Here is an 18,293-nt window from a genome sequence, read left to right on the forward strand (position 1 = left end):
GGAAGAAGCCCGCGCAATGCGCCCCTCCAACGCCCTGCCCGACACGCTGGTTCGGCAAGACATCGGCGAAGGCGTCCTCACATTGAGCCTCAATGACCCGGACACGGGCAACGCCATGTCGGTGGCCATGGCCGAGGCGCTTGCCGAAGCCCTTGAGGCCGCCAATCGCCTGCCAGACGTCCATTGCGTACTGCTGCGCTCCACCGGCGAGCATTTCTGCACCGGCGGCAACGTCAAGGACATGGAGAGCGGATCGGATCTGATGCAGGGTTCCGCGACGCAGGTCCGGGCGCGGCTGAAAGCCACGTTGCACCGAATCACCCATGCCCTGCAGGCACTGCAGGTGCCGTCGATCGCCGCGGTCAACGGGGCAGCGATCGGGGCGGGTTGCGACCTGGCGCTGATGTGCGATCTGCGCGTCGCGAGCGAGCGGGCCACCTTCGCCGAGAGCTTTCTGCGGCTGGGCCTCGTGTCCGGGATCGGCGGCGCGTGGTTCCTGACCCGGCTGGTCGGAACGGCAAAGGCGCTGGAGCTGACGCTGACCAGCGAATTTGTCGATGCGCCTACGGCCTTGCAGCTTGGCATGGTGTCCCGTGTCGTTTCGCCCGAGGCGCTGGACGAAGTCAGTACCACCATGGCGCGTCGGATCGCATCCAGCCCGCCCCAGGCCCTACGCATGGCCAAGCGCCTGGTATTGGATGCGGCCGAGACGACGTTGCCCGTGGCGCTGGAGACTGCGGCCGCGATGCAGGCGATCCTGCTTTGCGGTGACGAGCACAAGGCTGCTGTGCGGGATTTCCTGGGGCGCCGCGCACGACGCCACCTCTACCCGCAATCCCGCTGAAGGCGCAGCTACGGCGCTCGCTCGGGACAGGTGCATGGAACGCTGAAGCCGCTCTCACGCCGCGTCCCATATAACAGGAGACAAACACCATGATCCGGACCACAACACGCATCTCCCGTCTGGTAGCGGCGATGGCATCGGCGGCCATTGGCCTGGCCTGCGCCATATCGGCACGGGCGGCCGACTTTCCGGAAAAGCCGATCACCTTTGTCGTGCCGTTCGGCGCCGGCAGCGCGACAGACCTGCTCGCGCGCGCCCTGTCGGCGTCGACGGCACAGCAGACCGGGAAGGCCGTCGTCGTCGAAAACCGGCCCGGCGCCAGCGGCATGATTGCCGCACAGCATGTTGCCCGCGCCGCCGCGGACGGCTACACCGTGCTCATTACGACGAACACGACGCAAGCCGCCAATCCCCACCTTTTCAAGAAACTGCCCTACGACCCGATCGCGGATTTCCTGCCCTTGACGGGATTGGGGCGTGGCGGTCAGGTGCTCGTCGTGCGCGCCGACGCGCCTTTCCGCACCGTCGACGATCTGCTGCAGGCAGCCCGGAAGGCGAGAGGAAAACTGAGCTTCGGCAGCGGCAATTCCTCCAGCCGAATGGCGGGCGAAATGCTCAAGCAGCTGACCGGTACGGACATCGTCTGGGTCGGATACAACAGCAATCCAAACGCCCTGAACGATCTGCTCGGCGGTCATATCGACATGATGGTGATCGACACGGTCACCGGTCTGTCGCAGATCAGATCGGGCAAGCTCCGCGCACTGGGCGCGTCCACCCGGGAGAGGCTGCCTGAGCTTCCGGACATACCGACCCTGGATGAGGCCGGCATCAAGGGCTACGACATGGGGTACTGGTTCGCCGCCTACGTGCCGGCAGGAACGCCCGCCCCCGTTGCCGCGAAGCTGCGACAGCTACTGATTACGGCGGTCGGCAGCGCGGGAGCGCGCGCCTTCTTCCGCAATTCCGCGACACAGCCCTGGACCACGACGGCCGCCGAGCTGCGGGCGTTCCAGAATGCCGAAATCCAGAAATGGGGCCGTGTCGTCAAGGGGGCCGGGATTGAGCCGGAGTGACGGCCGTTCTCAAGCGCCTATGGCGCCCCCGGCACTTCCTTCCCTCGCGCAACGCACAGCACCAGCTGGCCGCACGGAAAATCTTCCTCCATCATCCTGTTGAGGCAAGCCTCCATGAACGCCGTTACCCCCGCCTCCCGCAGTCTTGCATCGTGCAAGACTTTGCGTCCCCAAGTGGGCCGGCGCCTTTGGGCGGCAGTGGCCGCTCAGAAGCGCGCAGGGGCTTCAGCCGCAAGAAATTCGATTAGAGCCCGCGTCGCGGGGAGCATGCCCCGTCGTGTTGTAAATGCGATGTGCACCACGCTTTCTGATGCGTGCCAGTCGGGCAGAACGTGCATAACCCTGCCCGACGTAATGAAGGGTCCGGCTATCGCCTCTGTCACCAATGCGATGCCCACGCCGGCGAGCGCGGCTCGATTGAGCAGACCAAAATCCGTCGCGGCGAAACGCGGCATGAACTCGACGACGTGCCGTTCGCCGTTCTCGCGCATTAGCATCCATTCGCTTTCGGCTCCGTCTTCTGCGAGCGTCAGCAGTTGTTCGTTCTGAAGGTCGGCCGGAACGCTAATCGCCGGCCGCCCCTTCAGGTAGTCGGGAGCCGCCACAAGGATGCGGCGGCTCACGCCGAGCTTCCGGACGACCAAGCCGGATTCCGAATCCAACCGTTCTCGTGCCCGGATTGCCAGGTCAAACGGCTCCTCAACGAGATCCACTCTCCGGTTGGATACCGTGACCGCCACGCGGATGTCCGGATACCTAAGGGCGAATTGGGAAAGCGCGTCCGCGAGAGCGGTATGAAGCAGCCCCGGCGGACAGGCGATTCGGATCGCGCCGCGCGGCGCGGATGTCAGCAGCTGGGCCGCTCTTTCCGCCTCCTCGACCGAGGCGATGACCGTCTCCGCATGTGTCGCAACCTCAGCGCCTATGGCCGTCACGCGGAAGCCTCGCGACGAGCGCTCGATCAGGCGGACCCCAAGGCGCTCTTCCAGTCGCGCGACCCGCTTGCTCAGGGCCGATTTGCTCGTGTGCATAACCCGTGCGGCGGCTGTGAAGCCACGATGCTTCACCACCATGCCATAGGCGGCCAAATCCTCCAGGTTCTGCAATTTTCGTTTCCTCCGAGCGAACAGTAGGTTGAAAAACCACCAACATCCAGTCCATCGTTTCCATGATAGAAATTTATCCACGAATTCTATCGGAGGAAGTGCCAATGTTCGTTGTCACAGGAGCCAACAGCAATACTGGCCGGGCAGTCGCGATGTCGCTCCTTGAGCGCGGCGCGCCCGTCCGGGTGATCGGCCGCAGCACGGAGCGCCTTCGGCCGTTCGCCGATCGCGGAGCCGAGGCCATCGTGGCCGAGCCTTTCGACCGCATCGCTCTGGAAAAGGCGTTCGCAGGCGCGAAGGCTGTCTATGCAATGCTTCAACCGGGCGTGATCCCGGAGAGCGACGATTTCTCCGCCTACCAGCGCGAGGTTATCGAGGCTATCGCCTCCGCCCTGGTGAAGGCGCGCACGTCGCACGTCGTGGCCTTGAGCGGATGGGGCGCGAACTACGACAAAGTCGGAGTGCCCCTCGAAGGGCTAGCCATTCTTGAGAATCGGCTTGAGAGCATCGGCACTCTGAACACCCTGGCCTTGCGGCCGGGTTGGTTCATGGAGAACGCGACCGCCCTCATCCACGAAATCGCCGCGTCCGGCTCGGCCTCCGGTCAGCTAAGAGGCGACCTCGCTTTGCCGATGATTGCGACTGCCGACATCGGCGCGGTTGCCGCCGACGCACTGATCACGGCCGATTTTCGCGGCTTCTCCGCTCGCGAGCTGGAGGGGCCGGAACCTCTGTCCCTCACGGAGGCGGCGCGGCTTGCCGGCGAGATCGCCGGCAAGCCCGACTCTGTATACCGTCAGATTTCGCCAGAGGACGCACTCGCTCGGCTTCTGTCTTCCGGCTTCTCGACCACCATGGCCGACGCGATCGTGCGGATGACTGACGATGTGAACGCTGGGCGCATCCGCATGATGCAGCCGCGCGAGGCGCGGATCATCACGACCACCCGCTTTCAAAGCTTCGCCAGCGCTGTCCTCAACACGGAGCGTACGGAGGAAAACCATGGCCGCTGAATCAAGCGCCGCCCCGACACGGGGTGCCTATCTGAACTGGACGCTGGGCCGGAAGACGCTCACCAGCTTGAGCGACGGCTACAACCCGGTCGATTACGACATCATCCACTCTGTGACGCCGGAGAAAGGCGTCGCGCTGCAAAGGGCAGCGAACCGGCCTGACAAGCCCGTGTTCACGCACACGATGTTCCTCATTCGCGGCCAGGATCACGGGCCGATTCTGATCGATGCCGGAATGGGGAATATCGCCGGCCCGACGCTTGGTTGGCTACCGGATTCGCTCGCCATGGCCGGCGTTGCGCTCGAAGACATCGAGCTGGTGCTGATCACGCATCTGCACCCGGACCACTGCTTAGGACTGGTGGATGACGCTGGTCGCGCTCGCTTTCCCAATGCCAGGCTCGCGGTGCACCGGGACGAGTATGCGTTCTGGTTCGAGCCGGAAGGACAAGCGAATGCCCCCGACAGCCTGAAGCCCTATTTCGGGCTGGTCCGGGCTTCGTTAGAACCGTATCGCGCCTGCCTCGACTTTTTCAGCCAAGGCGAGGTCGCGCCGGGAATCACCGTCTTTCCGCTTCCAGGCCACACGCCGGGGCACAGCGGTTTCAAGGTGTCGTCCGAGGGCCAGGAACTGCTGATCTGGGCCGACACCCTGCACCTGCCCGCGATCCAGCCAGCCTGTCCGGATGCCGGCGTGATCCATGACGTGGACCGCCGCGCAGCCGCGGCCACGCGCAAACGGATCTTCGCGGAGGCAGCAGCCAAAGGGCCGTTGGTGGCCGGCTGTCACCTTGAGTTCCCCAGCGTCGCCCGATTGGTCAGCGACGGAGAGGCTTATCGGCTGGTCCCGGCGTTCTGGCCGTCCGCCACTACCGACGTGGCGCCCACAACAGAAGCGTAGCCATGGAACAGCGCGGCTTCTCTATGTCTACGCGCGCCGCCAGCCCGTGCCAGAGCGGACATTCCGAGAAACAAGCATCTCTCCTGCGTCGCTTTGAGCACTATCCCGAGGCCCCGCAGGCGGCAGTGGCGGAATAGTCAGAGCCAGCGGCGAACCTCGGCTTTGTAGCGGCGGTAGTCGTCGCCGAACTTCGCTTCGAGATAGCGCTCTTCGCGGGCGATCACCTGCGTCTGGATCGCGATCAGCACCAACGGGAGCAAGGCGATGGCGATCGGCCCGTCGAAGCCGATCGCAAGGCCGGCATAGACAAGCGCCATGCCGAGATACATGGGATTGCGGGTCCACCGATAAGGACCGGTCGTTGCGATGAGGGTCGTTGGCTGCGACGGCGGAACGTTGGTGCCCAGCCGCCGGAACAGCCCCGCCGCCGCAAGCATCATCGCCGCGCCGGCAACGAACAGCAGCGCGCCCGTCGCGACCAGCAACCGCCAGTCGATGCCGAAAGAGCGCGGGGCAACGAACCGCTCCGCCGCCAGCCCCAACAGCAGCGCTCCCAGATACACGATAGGCGGAGGGAAGCGCACACCCGCGCTGTCCGGTTCGATGGCCATGCTCGTCCTCCAATCTGTGCTCTCAAGTCACCATCGATTGCTGGGCGAAGATACCGGCCATCGCGCCCTGCCATGATGCCGTGGTGACCGAGTGCATCAGGGGGTTGGCGAGGTCGCCCGCGGCGTAGACGCCGGGCATGCTTGTTTCGCGGCGCTCGTCGACTTTGAGGGCGGTGCCCAGGGGCGTATCGACCGTGGCAAGGCCCAGCGATTCATGCAGGCTTGCGGACGGCTTGTTGCGCGGATGCGCGAACAGGATGTCGACCGCGACATGGGCACCGGCATCGAGTTTGACGGTGGTGTTATGGCTCTCGTCATGGTCAATTTCGGTGATCCGGCCATCGACGACAGGTATATTGCGGTGCGCCAGATCGGCCCGGATATCGGGTGAAAGGTCGTGACCATTGGCGAAGACCGTCAACGTGTCGGTCCAGTCCTGGTACAGCCTGACATGGTTGTGCGACGGCGGGCCGGACCAGACGAGGCCCCAATGCCGGCCGGCGACTTCAAAGCCGTCGCAATAGGGGCAAGGCACGATGGACGTGCCCCAGCTTTCGGCAAAGCCCGCAACATCAGGCATCTGGTCCGCGACGCCATAGCTCAGGATCAGGCGGCGCGCCGCAAGGCTTTCGCCATCGCCAGTGAGGACCGAGAAATCGTCGATGGCGCCGGAGACGCTCTCGGCCCGGGCACTGACCAGCCTGATCGTGGGATAACGCATCAGCTGCTGCCGCGCCTCGGCCAGGATGTCGAGCGGTGGCTTGTGATCGTGGCCAAGCAGGCCATGCGAGTGGTCGGCGAAGCGATTGCGCGGCAGGCCGGTATCGAGAACGGTGACCTTGCGGCGGGCACGGCCGAGCTGCAGGGCGGCGGCGAGGCCGGCAAAGCTGCCGCCGATGATGATGACGTCATTCATGGTGATGGGCTCCGTGCTTGACCATTTACGATACTTAATGGTATCGTAATGCACGAATTTGAATACTGTCAAGTACTGGAATTGTCGTGACTGAAAACAACCAGGGCCGGCGCGGCCGGCCCGCCAACGAGGCGCTTGGCCAAACGATCGTCGACGCCGCGTGCGAACTCTTTGTGGAATTGGGTTTTCAGGCGACGACGATGGACAAGGTCGCCCAGCGCGCGAAGATATCCAAGCTAAGCATCTATCGGCACTTCGAGAACAAGGAGGCGCTGTTCAGCGCGGCCATCGCGGCCCGCTGCCATCAGTTCGCACCACAGGCCCTTCTTGAAGGCGTCGACGGGTCGGCCGAAGATCAGCTGATGGCGGTGGGATCATCCCTGCTCCGCACGCTGCTGAGCCCGGACGTGCGCAGTGTCGAAGCCATGATCATGGCCGACAAGACGAATCAAAAGTCGTTAAGCAAGCGCCATTACCAAGCCGGCCCCGCCCATGTCATCGCCCAAATCGAGGCCCTGTTGCGTCGGTTGCACGCGAAGGCGGTTCTGAACGTGCCCGATCCTCTTCGGTCCGCCCGCTTGTTTGCCGCGCTTTTCAAGGGATCCGATCTCCTGCTTATTGCACGCTTCGATGAGGCGAGAGCACAGGACGACAACGAAATCGAATCCTATTGCCGGTCGGCTGTCGCCATGTTCATCGCCGCGCACGGTGGCAACGACCACGAGAAGGGTTGAGCTTGCTGGACAGTGTCGGGCTGAGAATGAAAAAAGCCCGCGGTTACGCGGGCTTCGGTGTGTCTTGGCGGTGCGTGGTGCAGACCAGCTCTGAACGCTGGGTCACTCCCACTCGATCGTCGCCGGCGGCTTCCCCGAAACGTCATAGACGACCCGGTTCAAACCCCGCACTTCATTGATGATCCGGTTGGAGCAGCGGCCCAGCAGCGCATACGGCAGATGCGCCCAGTGCGCGGTCATGAAGTCGGTGGTCTGCACCGCGCGCAGCGCGACGACGTAGTCGTAGGTGCGGCCGTCGCCCATCACGCCGACCGACTTGACCGGCAGGAACACGGCGAAGGCCTGGCTGGTCAAGTCGTACCAGCTCTTGCCAACCTGGTCTTCGGTGCACAGGCCCGCGGCGGCGTCCTGCGCCGTGGCGATGGTGCCGCGCAGCTCTTCGATGAAGATCGCGTCGGCGCGGCGCAGCAGGTCGGCATATTCGCGCTTGACCTCGCCGAGAATCCGCACGCCCAGGCCCGGGCCCGGGAACGGATGGCGGTAGACCATTTCCGGCGGCAGGCCAAGTTCGACGCCGAGTTCGCGCACTTCGTCTTTGAACAGGTCGCGCAGCGGCTCGAGCAGCTTCAGGCCCAGCGTTTCGGGCAGGCCGCCGACGTTGTGGTGGCTCTTGATGGTGGTCTGCTTCTTGGTCTTGGTGCCGCCGGACTCGACCACGTCCGGGTAGATGGTGCCCTGGGCCAGCCACTTGGCGCGGGTCAGCTTCTTCGCCTCGGCCTGGAACACCTCGACGAATTCGCGGCCGATGATCTTGCGCTTCTGCTCGGGATCGGTGACGCCGGCCAGATGGCCGAGGAACTGTTCCGAGGCGTCGATGTGCACGACCTTGGCGTGCAGGCGGCCGGCGAACATCTCCATCACCAGCTTGCCCTCGTCCTGGCGCAGCAGGCCGTGGTCGACGAACACGCAGGTCAATTGGTCGCCGATCGCGCGATGGATCAGCGCCGCGGCCACCGACGAATCGACGCCGCCGGACAGGCCGAGGATCACCTCCTCGTCGCCGACCTGCTCGCGGATCCTGGCCACCGCCTCGGCGATATGGTCGCGCATGACCCAGTCGGGGCTGGCACCGGCGATCTTCAGCACGAAACGCTCCAGCATTTCGCGGCCCTTGACCGTGTGCGTGACCTCGGGGTGGAACTGCACGGCGTAGTAGCCGCGCGCTTCGTCGGCCATGCCGGCGATCGGGCAGCTCGGCGTCGAGGCCATCAGCTTGAAGCCCGGCGGCAGTTCGGTGACCTTGTCGCCGTGGCTCATCCAGACCTTCAGCATGCCGTGGCCTTCCGGCGTGACGAAGTCCTGCACGTCCTTCAGCAGCTCGGTATGGCCGTGCGCGCGGACCTCGGCGTAGCCGAATTCGCGGGTATCGCTCCACTCGACCTTGCCGCCCAGCTGCACGGCCATGGTCTGCATGCCATAGCAGATGCCCAGCACCGGCACGCCCAGGTCCCACACCGCCTGCGGCGCGCGCAGCTGATGGTCCTCATAGGTGCTGGCGTGGCTGCCCGACAGGATGATGCCCTTCGGCGCGAACTCACGCACGAATTCGTCCGACACGTCGTTCGGATGGATCTCGCAATAGACGTGCGCCTCGCGGACGCGCCGCGCAATCAGCTGCGTAACTTGCGAGCCGAAATCAAGGATGAGGATTTTGTCGTGCATGATGGGGAGCGATTGACGTGTCGACCGGTTCGACATCGGTCACCACTTCGGTGCCGGGACCGTAGCCGGGCGGCGGCGTGATGACCGGCTCGCGCCGGACTTCGGGGGATGGGGTTGGATGAATGGTCGGGGCGGCGGCCGCGGGACGGTTGGCCGCCGCCAGTTCGGCCTCGCGGCGCAGCAGTTCCTCGCGCTCGCGATTGCGGATGCGCTTGGCCAGCGGAATCTGCACCAGCGCGAAGAAGGCCAGCATCGCGGCCAGCAGTCCGAGCCAGATCCGGCCGGCGCCCTGCACCGGCAGATCGAAGAAGAGCAGCCAGGCCGCGATCAGCACCGCGCTGGCCAGATTGACCGGCCCGGCCATGCGTGCGACCGGAACCGTCAGCTGGCCGCGGAACGCCGCCTGGGCCAGCAGCCAGGCGAAGCCGAGCAGCGCCATGCCGAGCAGCTGGCCGTACAGCGCCGGCTGCGGCTGCGGCAGTTGCAACGCGGCATAGAAGGTGGCGAACGGCGCGAGCAGCAGCACGGCGCCGAGCGCGAGGTCGAACAGGGCATCGAAGAACAACACGGCGCGGAGCAGGACCTTCATCGATTCTCCTTGGCGGACTGACGTCGATTGATTCCGACTGATTCCCGACTGACGAGCGGACCAACAATTTGGCGGACCGACAACTGAAACCGCGAAAACCAGCGGGCCGGTCAGCATCGCCGGCCGGCCCGCGTGTTACGCGTGCAATGCGCGGCCCGGATATGACGCGCGGCTGCACCGCCTTCAGGCCGTGCAGCCGCGCATCACTGGCATCGCGAATGGCGCGGCGTTCGCCGGTCAGTCGCTGACGTCAGTCGATATGGTAGTTCGGTGCTTCCTTGGTGATCTGCACGTCGTGGACATGCGACTCGCGCATGCCGGCCGCGGTGATCTGCACGAACTGCGCATTCTCGTGCCATTCGGCGATCGAGCTGCTGCCGCAATAACCCATCGAGGCGCGCACGCCGCCGGTCAGCTGGTGGATGATGGCCATCACCGAGCCCTTGTAGGGCACGCGGCCTTCGATCCCTTCGGGGACCAGCTTGTCGACGTTGGCGGTGTTGTCTTCCTGGAAGTAGCGATCGGCCGCGCCGTCCTTCATCGCGCCGACCGACCCCATGCCGCGGTAGCTCTTGAACGAGCGGCCCTGGTACAGGAACACTTCGCCCGGCGCTTCCTCGGTGCCCGAGAACATGCCGCCCATCATCACGGTATGCGCACCTGCTGCCAGCGCCTTGGCGATATCGCCCGAGTAGCGGACGCCGCCATCGGCCACCAGCGGCACGCCGGTACCGGCCAGCGCCTCGGCCACGTTCGACACCGCGGTGATCTGCGGCACGCCGACGCCGGCGACGATACGCGTGGTGCAGATCGAGCCCGGGCCGATGCCGACCTTGACGCCGTCGGCGCCATGCTCGACCAGCGCGCGGGCGGCCTCGCCGGTGGCAATATTGCCGCCGATCACCTGCACGTGGGGGAAGTTGTCCTTGACCCAGCGAACCCGGTTCAGCACGCCTTGGCTATGGCCGTGGGCGGTGTCGACCACGATCACGTCGACGCCGGCCTTGACCAGCAGTTCGACACGCTCGTCGTTGTCCGGGCCGACGCCGACCGCCGCGCCGACGCGCAGCTGGCCATGGTCGTCCTTGCTCGCCAGCGGGTGCTCGACCGCCTTCTGGATGTCCTTGACGGTGATCAGGCCGCGCAGCTGGAAGGCGTCGTCGACGACCAGCACGCGCTCCAGGCGGTGCCGGTTCATCAGGCGCTTGGCCTCGTCCAGGCTGGCACCCTCGGCCACCGTGACCAGCTTCTCGCGGGGGGTCATCTTGGCGCGCACCGGGGCGTCGAGTTCTTCCTCGAAGCGCAGGTCGCGGTTGGTGATGATGCCGACCACGGTCTTGCCTTCCAGCACCGGGAAGCCCGAAATGCCGTGCTGCTGCGACAGCGCGATCACGTCGCGGATCTTCATGTCCGGCGAAATGGTGATCGGATCACGCAGCACGCCCGATTCGAAGCGCTTGACCCGCGCGACTTCCCGGGCCTGGTCGGCCGGCTTCAGGTTCTTGTGAACGATGCCGATGCCGCCCGCCTGCGCCATGGCGATCGCAAGGCGCGCTTCCGTCACGGTATCCATGGCGGCGGAAACCAGCGGAATGTTCAATTCGATCGAGCGGGTCAGGCGGGTGCGGAGGGAGACATCCCGGGGGAGGACGGCCGAATAGGCCGGCACGAGCAGCACATCATCGAACGTGAGTGCTTTCTGGACAAGACGCATAGCGATTCCTCTAGGCGCAAAATCGAATTATACAGGAACCGCCCTTTGCATGACGTCCGCGTGCGCGGAAACTGCCGGGCCAATGCTATGCTTTGAGGCTTTTCTGAGCGGAGGCGCGTCCAGCGCGGCAAAACGGATGGGAATCGGCGTACTGTGCGGCCTGCTGGCCGGCGCGTTCTGGGGCATGGTGTTCATCGCGCCGAAACTGCTGCCGGTGTTTTCGCCGTGGGAACTGGCGATCGGCCGCTACCTGGCCTACGGGCTGGTGGCCGCGGTGGCGGCGGCGCCGCTGATGCGCCGCATCGCCCGCAAGCTGACCCGCGCCGACTGCATCGCCCTGCTGCGCCAGGCCTTCACCGGCAACCTGCTCTACTACGTGCTGCTGGCTTTCGGCGTGCAGCTGGCCGGGGTCGGTCCGACCTCGCTGATCATCGGCATCCTGCCGATCTCCGTCACCGTGATGGGCCGGCGCGACCACGGCGCGGTGCCGCTGTCGCGGCTGCTGCTGCCGCTGCTGGTGGTCGCGGTCGGCATTGCCTGCATCAACCTGGACCTGTTCGGCGGCGGCGGACACGGCGCCCACGCCGCGGCGGCCGCCGAGGCGGCGCGACCGGTGTGGCAGAAGCTGGCCGGCGTGGTCTGCGCCGCCGGCGCGCTGGTCTGCTGGACGCTCTACGCCGTCGACAATGCCCGCTACCTGCAGCGCAATCCGCAATACAGCGGCAACGAATGGTCGGCGCTGTACGGGCTGTCGACTGGCATCGTGTCGGCGCTGCTGGCGCTGGTCGGCTGGCTGCTGTTCCGCGACGTGCTGACCGCCCCGGGCAGCGGGCGCGACTGGCAATGGTTCTGGTGGGTCAATGCGGCGGTGGCGCTGGGCGCCTCGCTGATCGGCAACAACCTGTGGAATATCGCCAGCCGGCGGCTGCCGCTGACGCTGTCGGGCCAGATGATCGTGTTCGAGACGCTGTTCGCGCTGGCCTACGGCTTCCTGTACGAGCAGCGCTGGCCGCGGCCGCTGGAGCTGGCGGCGATCGTGCTGCTGATGATCGGCGTGGCGTGGTCGGTGCGGCTGCATGCGGGGGACAAGGCTGCGGGGCCGGCACCGGGTGCCGGTGAGCCGGCAAGCGCCGAAGCCGGCGAAACCGCCGAATCGGGCCAGGCCGGCAAACGGATCGCTTAGGGCCGGGTCAGGACCGACCGGATTGGGACCGACCGGATTGGGCTGGCTTGGGGCGGCTTTTCGCCCTCGCGTGCCGACGGCTCAGCGCCCCACCGCCTCGCTGTCGCCGCCGCCGCGCATCCACTTCTGCCCTTCCCGCGTGCCGGCCTCGCGCGCCTTCTGCACGCGGCGCCGTCGCGCCGTCTTGGGATCGGCCACCAGCGGCCGGTAGAGCTCGATGCGATCGCCCTCGCGCACCGCCGTTTCCAGCGTCTTGAGCTTGCCGAAGATGCCGACGCGCAGTGTCGCCGGATCGAGGTCCGGATGGGCCGCCAGCACGCCGCTGGCCTCGATCGCAGCAGCGATCGTGCTGCCGGCGGGCAGTTCGATCTCCTTCATGAACACTGCGTCCGGCTTCGCATGGCAGACCGCCACGCGGACGGTCGCCCCGCCCGGCTCAGCTATTGCCATAGACCACCTCCGCGCGCTTGACGAAGGCGTCGACGAAGGTATTCGCAATCATGCTGAACACCGGCCCGATGATCTTCTCGAGGATGATGCTGGAGAACTCGTAATGCAGATGGAATTCGATCTTGCAGGCGTCCTCGCGCAGCGGAATGAAATTCCAGTAGCCGTTGAAGGTCTTGAACGGACCATCGGCGAAATTCATGTCGATGCGGGTCGGCCGATGCTGCGTATTGCGGGTATGGAAATACTGCTTGATGCCGTTGAAATGGATATGCAGCTTGGCGTCGAGCAACGTCTCGGTCTGCTCGAACACTTCCACGCCGCCGCACCAGGGCAGGAACTTGGGATAGTCCTCGACGCGCGTGACCAGGTCGTACATTCGCTCGGCCGAATAACCGAGCAGCACGGTTTTATGGACGTCTGCCATGAGTTGACGGTTCTGGGCCGATGGCTGTCCACGGGCGACAACCGGGGCCGGTCTGTTTGCTAGAATCCGGATTTTAGCCGACGCGCGCCTGCCCTGGCGCACACTCCGGCCGGGACGCCGCCATCGGCCGCGGCGCCAATCATCGTACCAGCGGCCGCCACCGGCGTCCGCCAAACCGGCGGGGCCCCGCAGCACGGCGCCGCCGCACCCTACCATCCACCACCACGCATGACCATCGCAGACAACAAGAAGGCCTTCTTCGACTATTTCATCGAGGAGCGATACGAAGCCGGCATCGTGCTCGAAGGCTGGGAGGTCAAGGCGATCCGCGCCGGGCGCGTGCAGATCAAGGAAGGCTATGTGGTGGTGCGCGACGCCGAGCTGTTCCTGATCGGCGCGCATATCAGCCCGCTGCAGAGCGCCTCCACGCACGTCAAGCCCGATCCGGTGCGCACCCGCAAGCTGCTGCTCAAGGCCGACGAGATCCGCAAGCTGATCGGCAAGGTCGAGCAGCGCGGCTATACGCTTGTGCCGCTGAACCTGCATTACACGCGCGGCCGCGTCAAATGCGAGATCGGCCTGGCCAAGGGCAAGAAGCTGTTCGACAAGCGCGAGACCGAGAAGGACCGCGACTGGCAGCGCGAGAAGGCGCGGATCATCAAGAGCGGCGGCAAGGAATAAGTCCCGCCGCGGCTCCTCTCCTCCGCCCTGCCGGGCTAGCCTGGCTTGTCGCTGAATCGGCTAGCCCGCGTTCTTCTGGCTTTTGACGATCTGCAGCGCCGACGCCACCATCGAACTCATTTCGCCCAGGTTGCCCGGCACGATCAGCGTATTGCCGGTCTTGGCCAGATTGGCGAAGGCGCTCACATATTCCTCGGCGACCTTCAGGTTCACCGCCTCGACGCCGCCCTCCGCGCGAATCGCGCGGCCGATCTTCTCGATCGCCTGCGCATTGGCCTCGGCCACCGCCAGGATCGCCGCGGCCTCGCCCTGCGCCTGGTTGATCGCCGCCTGGCGTTCGCCCTCCGACTGCTGGATCGCCGCCTCGCGCGCGCCCGAAGCCAGGTTGATCTGCTCCTGCCGGCGCCCCTCCGAGGCCGCGATCAGCGCCCGCTTCTCACGCTCCGCCGTGATCTGCGCCTGCATCGCATGCAGGATCTCCTTCGGCGGCGTCAGGTCCTTGATCTCGTAGCGCAGCACCTTGACGCCCCAGTTCGAGGCCGCCTCGTCCAGCACATTGACGATGCTGTGGTTGATGAACTCGCGCTCCTCGAAGGTCTTGTCGAGTTCCATCTTGCCGATCACCGAGCGCAGCGTGGTCTGCGCCAGCTGCGTGATCGCGACGACGAAGTTGCTCGAGCCGTAGGACGCCTTCATCGGGTCGGTGACCTGGAAGTACAGCACGCCGTCGACCTGCAGCTGCGTGTTGTCCTTGGTGATGCAGACCTGGCTGGGCACGTCGAGCGGGATTTCCTTCAGGATGTGCTTGTAGGCGACGCGATCGATGAACGGCAGCACCACGTTGAGCCCGGGCGTCAGCGTCGCGCGATATTTGCCCAGGCGCTCGAGCACCCAGGCGTGCTGCTGTGGCACGATCTTGAAGCTCTGCGCGAGCAGCACGATCACGGCAATCAGGACCAGGAGAGGCAGCACGCTGCCGGCGACGTCTAGCATGGGGACTCCATCGGTTGCTTGAAGGGAAAACGAAGGCGGTGCTGCCCCGCGGCAGCCTAGCGCGGCACCACGACCAGCGTATTACCGCGGACCTCGACGATGCGATAGCGGCCTGGCAGGGCCTCGCCGGGCGCGCCCAGTTCGACCTGCCACTGCGCGCCGCGATACGGCACCCGGGCACGCCGATCGGCATCCCAGGCCGGTACATCGAGCTCCTGGCCGATATCGAGATTGACGTTCGGATCGGTGGCGGCCGCCCCGCGCCGCGCGCGGCCAAAGCGCGAGCGCCGCAGCGCCGCGAAGCCGATCAGCGCGACCACCGCCGCGACGCCGAACTGCGCCGCGACGCCGAGCCCGGACAGCGCCGCGATGCCCGCGGCAACGGCCGCCAGCGCGACCATCAGCAGATACAGCGTCAGGCTGGCCAGTTCCGCAATGACCAGCAGGACCGCAAGGCCGAACCAGATGTGGTAGTCCGCCATGGCGATTCACCCCTCGATATCGTTGTTGCTGTTCTTGTTCTGATGCCGGGCGCGGCCCCATGTGCATCGACCGCGGGCGCGCCCTGCCAAAGCGAAAAACCCCCGCGGCGCCGTGGCGCCTGCGGGGGCATGGCCGCACCCGACCGAGGTAGGGTGCGGCTGACGGTGCCGTTGACTGGCGTTGTCGATCGAATTTACGACGCCAGCTGCCGCCACGTGTCGATCACCGAATCAGGATTCAGCGAGATCGACTTGATGCCTTCCTTGGCCAGCCAGGCGGCGAAGTCCGGATGGTCGGACGGGCCCTGGCCGCAGATGCCGACATACTTGTTCAGCCGAAGCGCGGTCGAGATCGCGCGCGACAGCATGAAACGCACCGCGGGATCGCGCTCGTCGAAGTCCTTGGCCAGCAGCTCCATGCCCGAATCGCGGTCCAGGCCCAGCGTCAGCTGCGTCAGGTCGTTCGAGCCGATCGAGAAGCCGTCGAAGTACTGCAGGAACTCCTCGGCCAGGATCGCGTTGGACGGCACCTCGCACATCATGATCACGCGCAGGCCGTTCTCGCCGCGCTTCAGGCCGTGCTTGGCAAGCAGGTCGACGACCTTCTCGGCCTGGCCCAGCGTGCGCACGAACGGCACCATGATCTCGACGTTGGTCAGGCCCATTTCGTCGCGCACGCGCTTCATGGCCTTGCATTCCATCTCGAACGCCTCGGCGAAGTCCTCGGCGATATAGCGCGAGGCGCCGCGGAAGCCCAGCATCGGGTTTTCCTCGTCCGGCTCGTAGCGCGAGCCGCCGATCAGCTTCTTGTACTCATTGGACTTGAAGTCCGACAGGCGCACGATCACCGGCTTCGGATAGAAGGCGGCGCCGATGGTGGCGATGCCTTCGGCCAGCTTGTCGATGTAGAAGGCGCGCGGGCTGGCATGGCCGCGGGCCACGCTCTCGACGGCCTTCTTCAGGTCGGAGTCGACCTGCGGATAGTCGAGGATGGCCTTCGGGTGGACGCCGATGTTGTTGTTGATGATGAATTCGAGGCGGGCCAGGCCCACGCCGCTGTTCGGGATCTGCGCGAAGTCGAAGGCCAGCTGCGGATTGCCGACGTTCATCATGATCTTGACGTCGAGCTCCGGCATCTCGCCGCGCTGCACCTCGGTGACCTCGGTCTCGAGCAGGCCGTCGTAGATGCGGCCCTCGTCGCCCTCGGCGCACGAGACGGTGACCAGCGTGCCGTCCTTCAGCACATCGGTGGCGTCGCCGCAGCCGACCACGGCGGGTACACCCAGCTCGCGCGCGATGATCGCGGCGTGGCAGGTGCGGCCGCCGCGGTTCGTCACGATGGCCGAGGCGCGCTTCATCACCGGTTCCCAGTTCGGGTCGGTCATGTCGGCAACCAGCACGTCGCCAGGCTGCACGCGCTCCATCTCGCTGGGGTCGTTGATCACGCGGACCGGACCCGTGCCGATCTTCTGGCCGATGGCGCGGCCGGTGGCCAGCACCGCCGAGGTGCCCTTGAGCTTGAAGCGCTGCTCGGCCTTGCCGGCCGACTGGCTCTTCACGGTCTCGGGACGCGCCTGCAGGATGTAGATCTTGCCGTCCTTGCCGTCCTTGCCCCACTCGATGTCCATCGGGCGGCCGTAATGCTTCTCGATGGTCATCGCGTAGCGCGCCAGCTCGCAGACGTCCTCGTCGGTGATCGAGTAGCGGTTGCGCAGTTCGCTCGGCACGTCGACGGTCTTGACGCGGCCGGCTTCGCCCGGCGCGGTGAATTCCATCTTGATCAGCTTCGAGCCGATCGAGCGGCGGATGATCGGGTACTTGCCGGCCTGCAGCGTCGGCTTGAAGACGTAGAACTCGTCCGGATTGACCGCGCCCTGCACCACCGTTTCGCCCAGGCCGTAGCTGGAGGTGATGAAAACCACGTCGGGGAAGCCCGATTCGGTGTCGATGGTGAACATCACGCCCGACGCGGCCAGGTCCGAACGGACCATGCGCTGCACGCCGGCCGACAGCGCCACCACGTCATGGGCGAAGCCTTTGTGCACGCGGTAGGAGATCGCGCGGTCGTTGTACAGCGAGGCGAACACGTGCTTGATCTTGTCGAGCACGTCGTCGATGCCGCTGACGTTCAGGTAGGACTCCTGCTGGCCGGCGAACGAGGCGTCGGGCAGGTCCTCGGCGGTCGCCGACGAGCGCACCGCGAACGACGCTTCGGCGCCCTCGCGCTCCGCGACGCGCGCGTAGTGCTCGCGGATTTCCTGTTCCAGGCGCGGCTGGAACGGTGCGGTGGCGACCCAGTTGCGGATCTCGGCACCGGCCTCGGCCAGCGCCTTGACGTCGTCGACGTCGAGCGCCTTCAGGCGATCGGAGATGCGTTGGGTCAGGTTGTTGTGGGCCAGGAAGTCGCGGAAGGCCAGCGCGGTGGTGGCGAAGCCGCCGGGCACGCGCACGCCGGCGCCTGCCAGCTGGGAGATCATTTCGCCGAGCGACGAATTTTTGCCCCCCACCACTTCCACATCCGCCATGCGCAACTGCTCGAACGGCAGCACGTAGGCGCCGTCATTTGCCAGGTTGGTCATAAATGCCTCAAAACAAAGTAGGAAACCTGTCGCTCACGCCGGAATGTGGTTGGAGTTCTGCTACCGGGCGGATCGCTTTGCTAAACAATCCGGGGCACGGGGGACCGTGGCTTCGATATCGATCGAGACATCCGGTCGGCCATCGCGCTCATTGCGGTCATTGCGGTCATCGCGCCCTTCGCGGCGGATCGGGTCGATGGAATCGGCGGAATGCTGTCGAGCCATTTTGTCGACAATCCCGCTTCGAATCGTCCCGCGCGTGGCGCGCCGTGCAA

General features: G+C 65.7%; 17 protein-coding genes and 1 pseudogene. 7 read left to right on the top strand and 11 right to left on the bottom strand.

The genetic code is table 11. The features are described 5' to 3' along the window. Window positions 1-16: 16 nt before the first annotated feature. Complete coding sequence (locus F1599_RS00295; RefSeq protein ID WP_150081625.1) at window positions 17-844, top strand: enoyl-CoA hydratase-related protein; 828 nt, start codon at window positions 17-19, stop codon at window positions 842-844. A gap of 89 nt (window positions 845-933) precedes the next feature. Then, window positions 934-1,920 (top strand): Bug family tripartite tricarboxylate transporter substrate binding protein, encoded by a 987-nt coding sequence (locus tag F1599_RS00300; protein WP_150081563.1) that lies wholly within the window; start codon window positions 934-936, stop codon window positions 1,918-1,920. Between the two features lie 206 nt (window positions 1,921-2,126). On the opposite strand, the gene F1599_RS00305 is transcribed toward F1599_RS00300, so the two are convergent. Further along, window positions 2,127-3,026 carry a LysR family transcriptional regulator gene (locus tag F1599_RS00305; RefSeq protein WP_150081566.1) on the bottom strand — a complete coding sequence of 300 codons (900 nt, stop codon included), beginning with the start codon at window positions 3,024-3,026 and terminating at the stop codon, window positions 2,127-2,129. A gap of 104 nt (window positions 3,027-3,130) precedes the next feature. On the opposite strand from F1599_RS00305, the gene F1599_RS00310 reads away from it, so the two are divergent. Together F1599_RS00310 and F1599_RS00315 are read left to right on the top strand one after the other, a co-directional pair. Continuing rightward, a complete protein-coding gene (locus tag F1599_RS00310) occupies window positions 3,131-4,039 on the top strand; it encodes an NAD(P)H-binding protein (protein ID WP_190286269.1) in 909 nt (302 codons plus the stop codon). Then, window positions 4,029-4,940 carry an MBL fold metallo-hydrolase gene (locus tag F1599_RS00315; RefSeq protein WP_150081571.1) on the top strand — a complete coding sequence of 304 codons (912 nt, stop codon included), beginning with the start codon at window positions 4,029-4,031 and terminating at the stop codon, window positions 4,938-4,940. The genes F1599_RS00310 and F1599_RS00315 overlap by 11 nt, the downstream gene beginning before the upstream one ends. 137 nt (window positions 4,941-5,077) lie before the next feature. Here F1599_RS00315 and F1599_RS00320 read toward each other — a convergent pair whose 3' ends face one another. Beyond that, a complete protein-coding gene (locus F1599_RS00320) occupies window positions 5,078-5,551 on the bottom strand; it encodes a methyltransferase family protein (protein WP_149319009.1) in 474 nt (157 codons plus the stop codon). A 22-nt stretch (window positions 5,552-5,573) separates the two neighbouring features. Next, window positions 5,574-6,467 carry an NAD(P)/FAD-dependent oxidoreductase gene (locus tag F1599_RS00325; protein WP_150081574.1) on the bottom strand — a complete coding sequence of 298 codons (894 nt, stop codon included), beginning with the start codon at window positions 6,465-6,467 and terminating at the stop codon, window positions 5,574-5,576. Between the two features lie 86 nt (window positions 6,468-6,553). Between F1599_RS00325 and F1599_RS00330 the strand changes: the two genes are divergently transcribed. After that, window positions 6,554-7,201, top strand: a complete 648-nt coding sequence (locus F1599_RS00330) for a TetR/AcrR family transcriptional regulator (protein ID WP_150081577.1) — start codon at window positions 6,554-6,556, stop codon at window positions 7,199-7,201. A gap of 102 nt (window positions 7,202-7,303) precedes the next feature. On the opposite strand, the gene guaA is transcribed toward F1599_RS00330, so the two are convergent. The 3 genes from guaA to guaB form a co-directional block, all read right to left on the bottom strand. Continuing rightward, complete coding sequence (gene guaA, locus F1599_RS00335; RefSeq protein ID WP_149319012.1) at window positions 7,304-8,923, bottom strand: glutamine-hydrolyzing GMP synthase; 1,620 nt, start codon at window positions 8,921-8,923, stop codon at window positions 7,304-7,306. After that, window positions 8,898-9,512, bottom strand: coding sequence for a hypothetical protein (locus F1599_RS00340; RefSeq protein ID WP_150081580.1), 615 nt, complete (start codon window positions 9,510-9,512; stop codon window positions 8,898-8,900). Before F1599_RS00340 ends, guaA begins: the two co-directional genes overlap by 26 nt. A gap of 250 nt (window positions 9,513-9,762) precedes the next feature. Further along, window positions 9,763-11,226, bottom strand: coding sequence for an IMP dehydrogenase (gene guaB, locus F1599_RS00345; protein WP_149319014.1), 1,464 nt, complete (start codon window positions 11,224-11,226; stop codon window positions 9,763-9,765). A 136-nt stretch (window positions 11,227-11,362) separates the two neighbouring features. On the opposite strand from guaB, the pseudogene F1599_RS00350 reads away from it, so the two are divergent. Beyond that, a pseudogene (locus F1599_RS00350) lies at window positions 11,363-12,322 on the top strand (DMT family transporter); the annotation flags it as partial. A gap of 168 nt (window positions 12,323-12,490) precedes the next feature. Here the strand turns inward: F1599_RS00350 and F1599_RS00355 are convergent. After that, a complete protein-coding gene (locus tag F1599_RS00355) occupies window positions 12,491-12,859 on the bottom strand; it encodes an RnfH family protein (RefSeq protein WP_149319016.1) in 369 nt (122 codons plus the stop codon). Next, a complete protein-coding gene (locus F1599_RS00360; RefSeq protein WP_006579355.1) occupies window positions 12,846-13,283 on the bottom strand; it encodes a type II toxin-antitoxin system RatA family toxin in 438 nt (145 codons plus the stop codon). Before F1599_RS00360 ends, F1599_RS00355 begins: the two co-directional genes overlap by 14 nt. Before the next feature lie 228 nt (window positions 13,284-13,511). Here F1599_RS00360 and smpB point away from each other — a divergent pair, with 228 nt between their 5' ends. Further along, window positions 13,512-13,964 carry an SsrA-binding protein SmpB gene (smpB, locus tag F1599_RS00365; protein WP_006579356.1) on the top strand — a complete coding sequence of 151 codons (453 nt, stop codon included), beginning with the start codon at window positions 13,512-13,514 and terminating at the stop codon, window positions 13,962-13,964. Window positions 13,965-14,024: 60 nt separating this feature from the next. On the opposite strand, the gene F1599_RS00370 is transcribed toward smpB, so the two are convergent. The 3 genes from F1599_RS00370 to ppsA form a co-directional block, all read right to left on the bottom strand. Continuing rightward, entirely contained in the window at window positions 14,025-14,957 is a 933-nt protein-coding gene (locus tag F1599_RS00370; protein WP_150081583.1) for an SPFH domain-containing protein, read from the bottom strand. Between the two features lie 56 nt (window positions 14,958-15,013). After that, window positions 15,014-15,439: an NfeD family protein gene (locus F1599_RS00375; protein WP_150081586.1), complete on the bottom strand. Its 426-nt coding sequence runs from the start codon at window positions 15,437-15,439 to the stop codon at window positions 15,014-15,016. Window positions 15,440-15,633: 194 nt separating this feature from the next. Beyond that, complete coding sequence (gene ppsA / locus F1599_RS00380; RefSeq protein ID WP_149319019.1) at window positions 15,634-18,018, bottom strand: phosphoenolpyruvate synthase; 2,385 nt, start codon at window positions 18,016-18,018, stop codon at window positions 15,634-15,636. Between the last annotated feature and the right edge of the window lie 275 nt (window positions 18,019-18,293).

It is taken from the genome of Cupriavidus cauae (assembly GCF_008632125.1).
GTDB lineage: Bacteria > Pseudomonadota > Gammaproteobacteria > Burkholderiales > Burkholderiaceae > Cupriavidus > Cupriavidus cauae.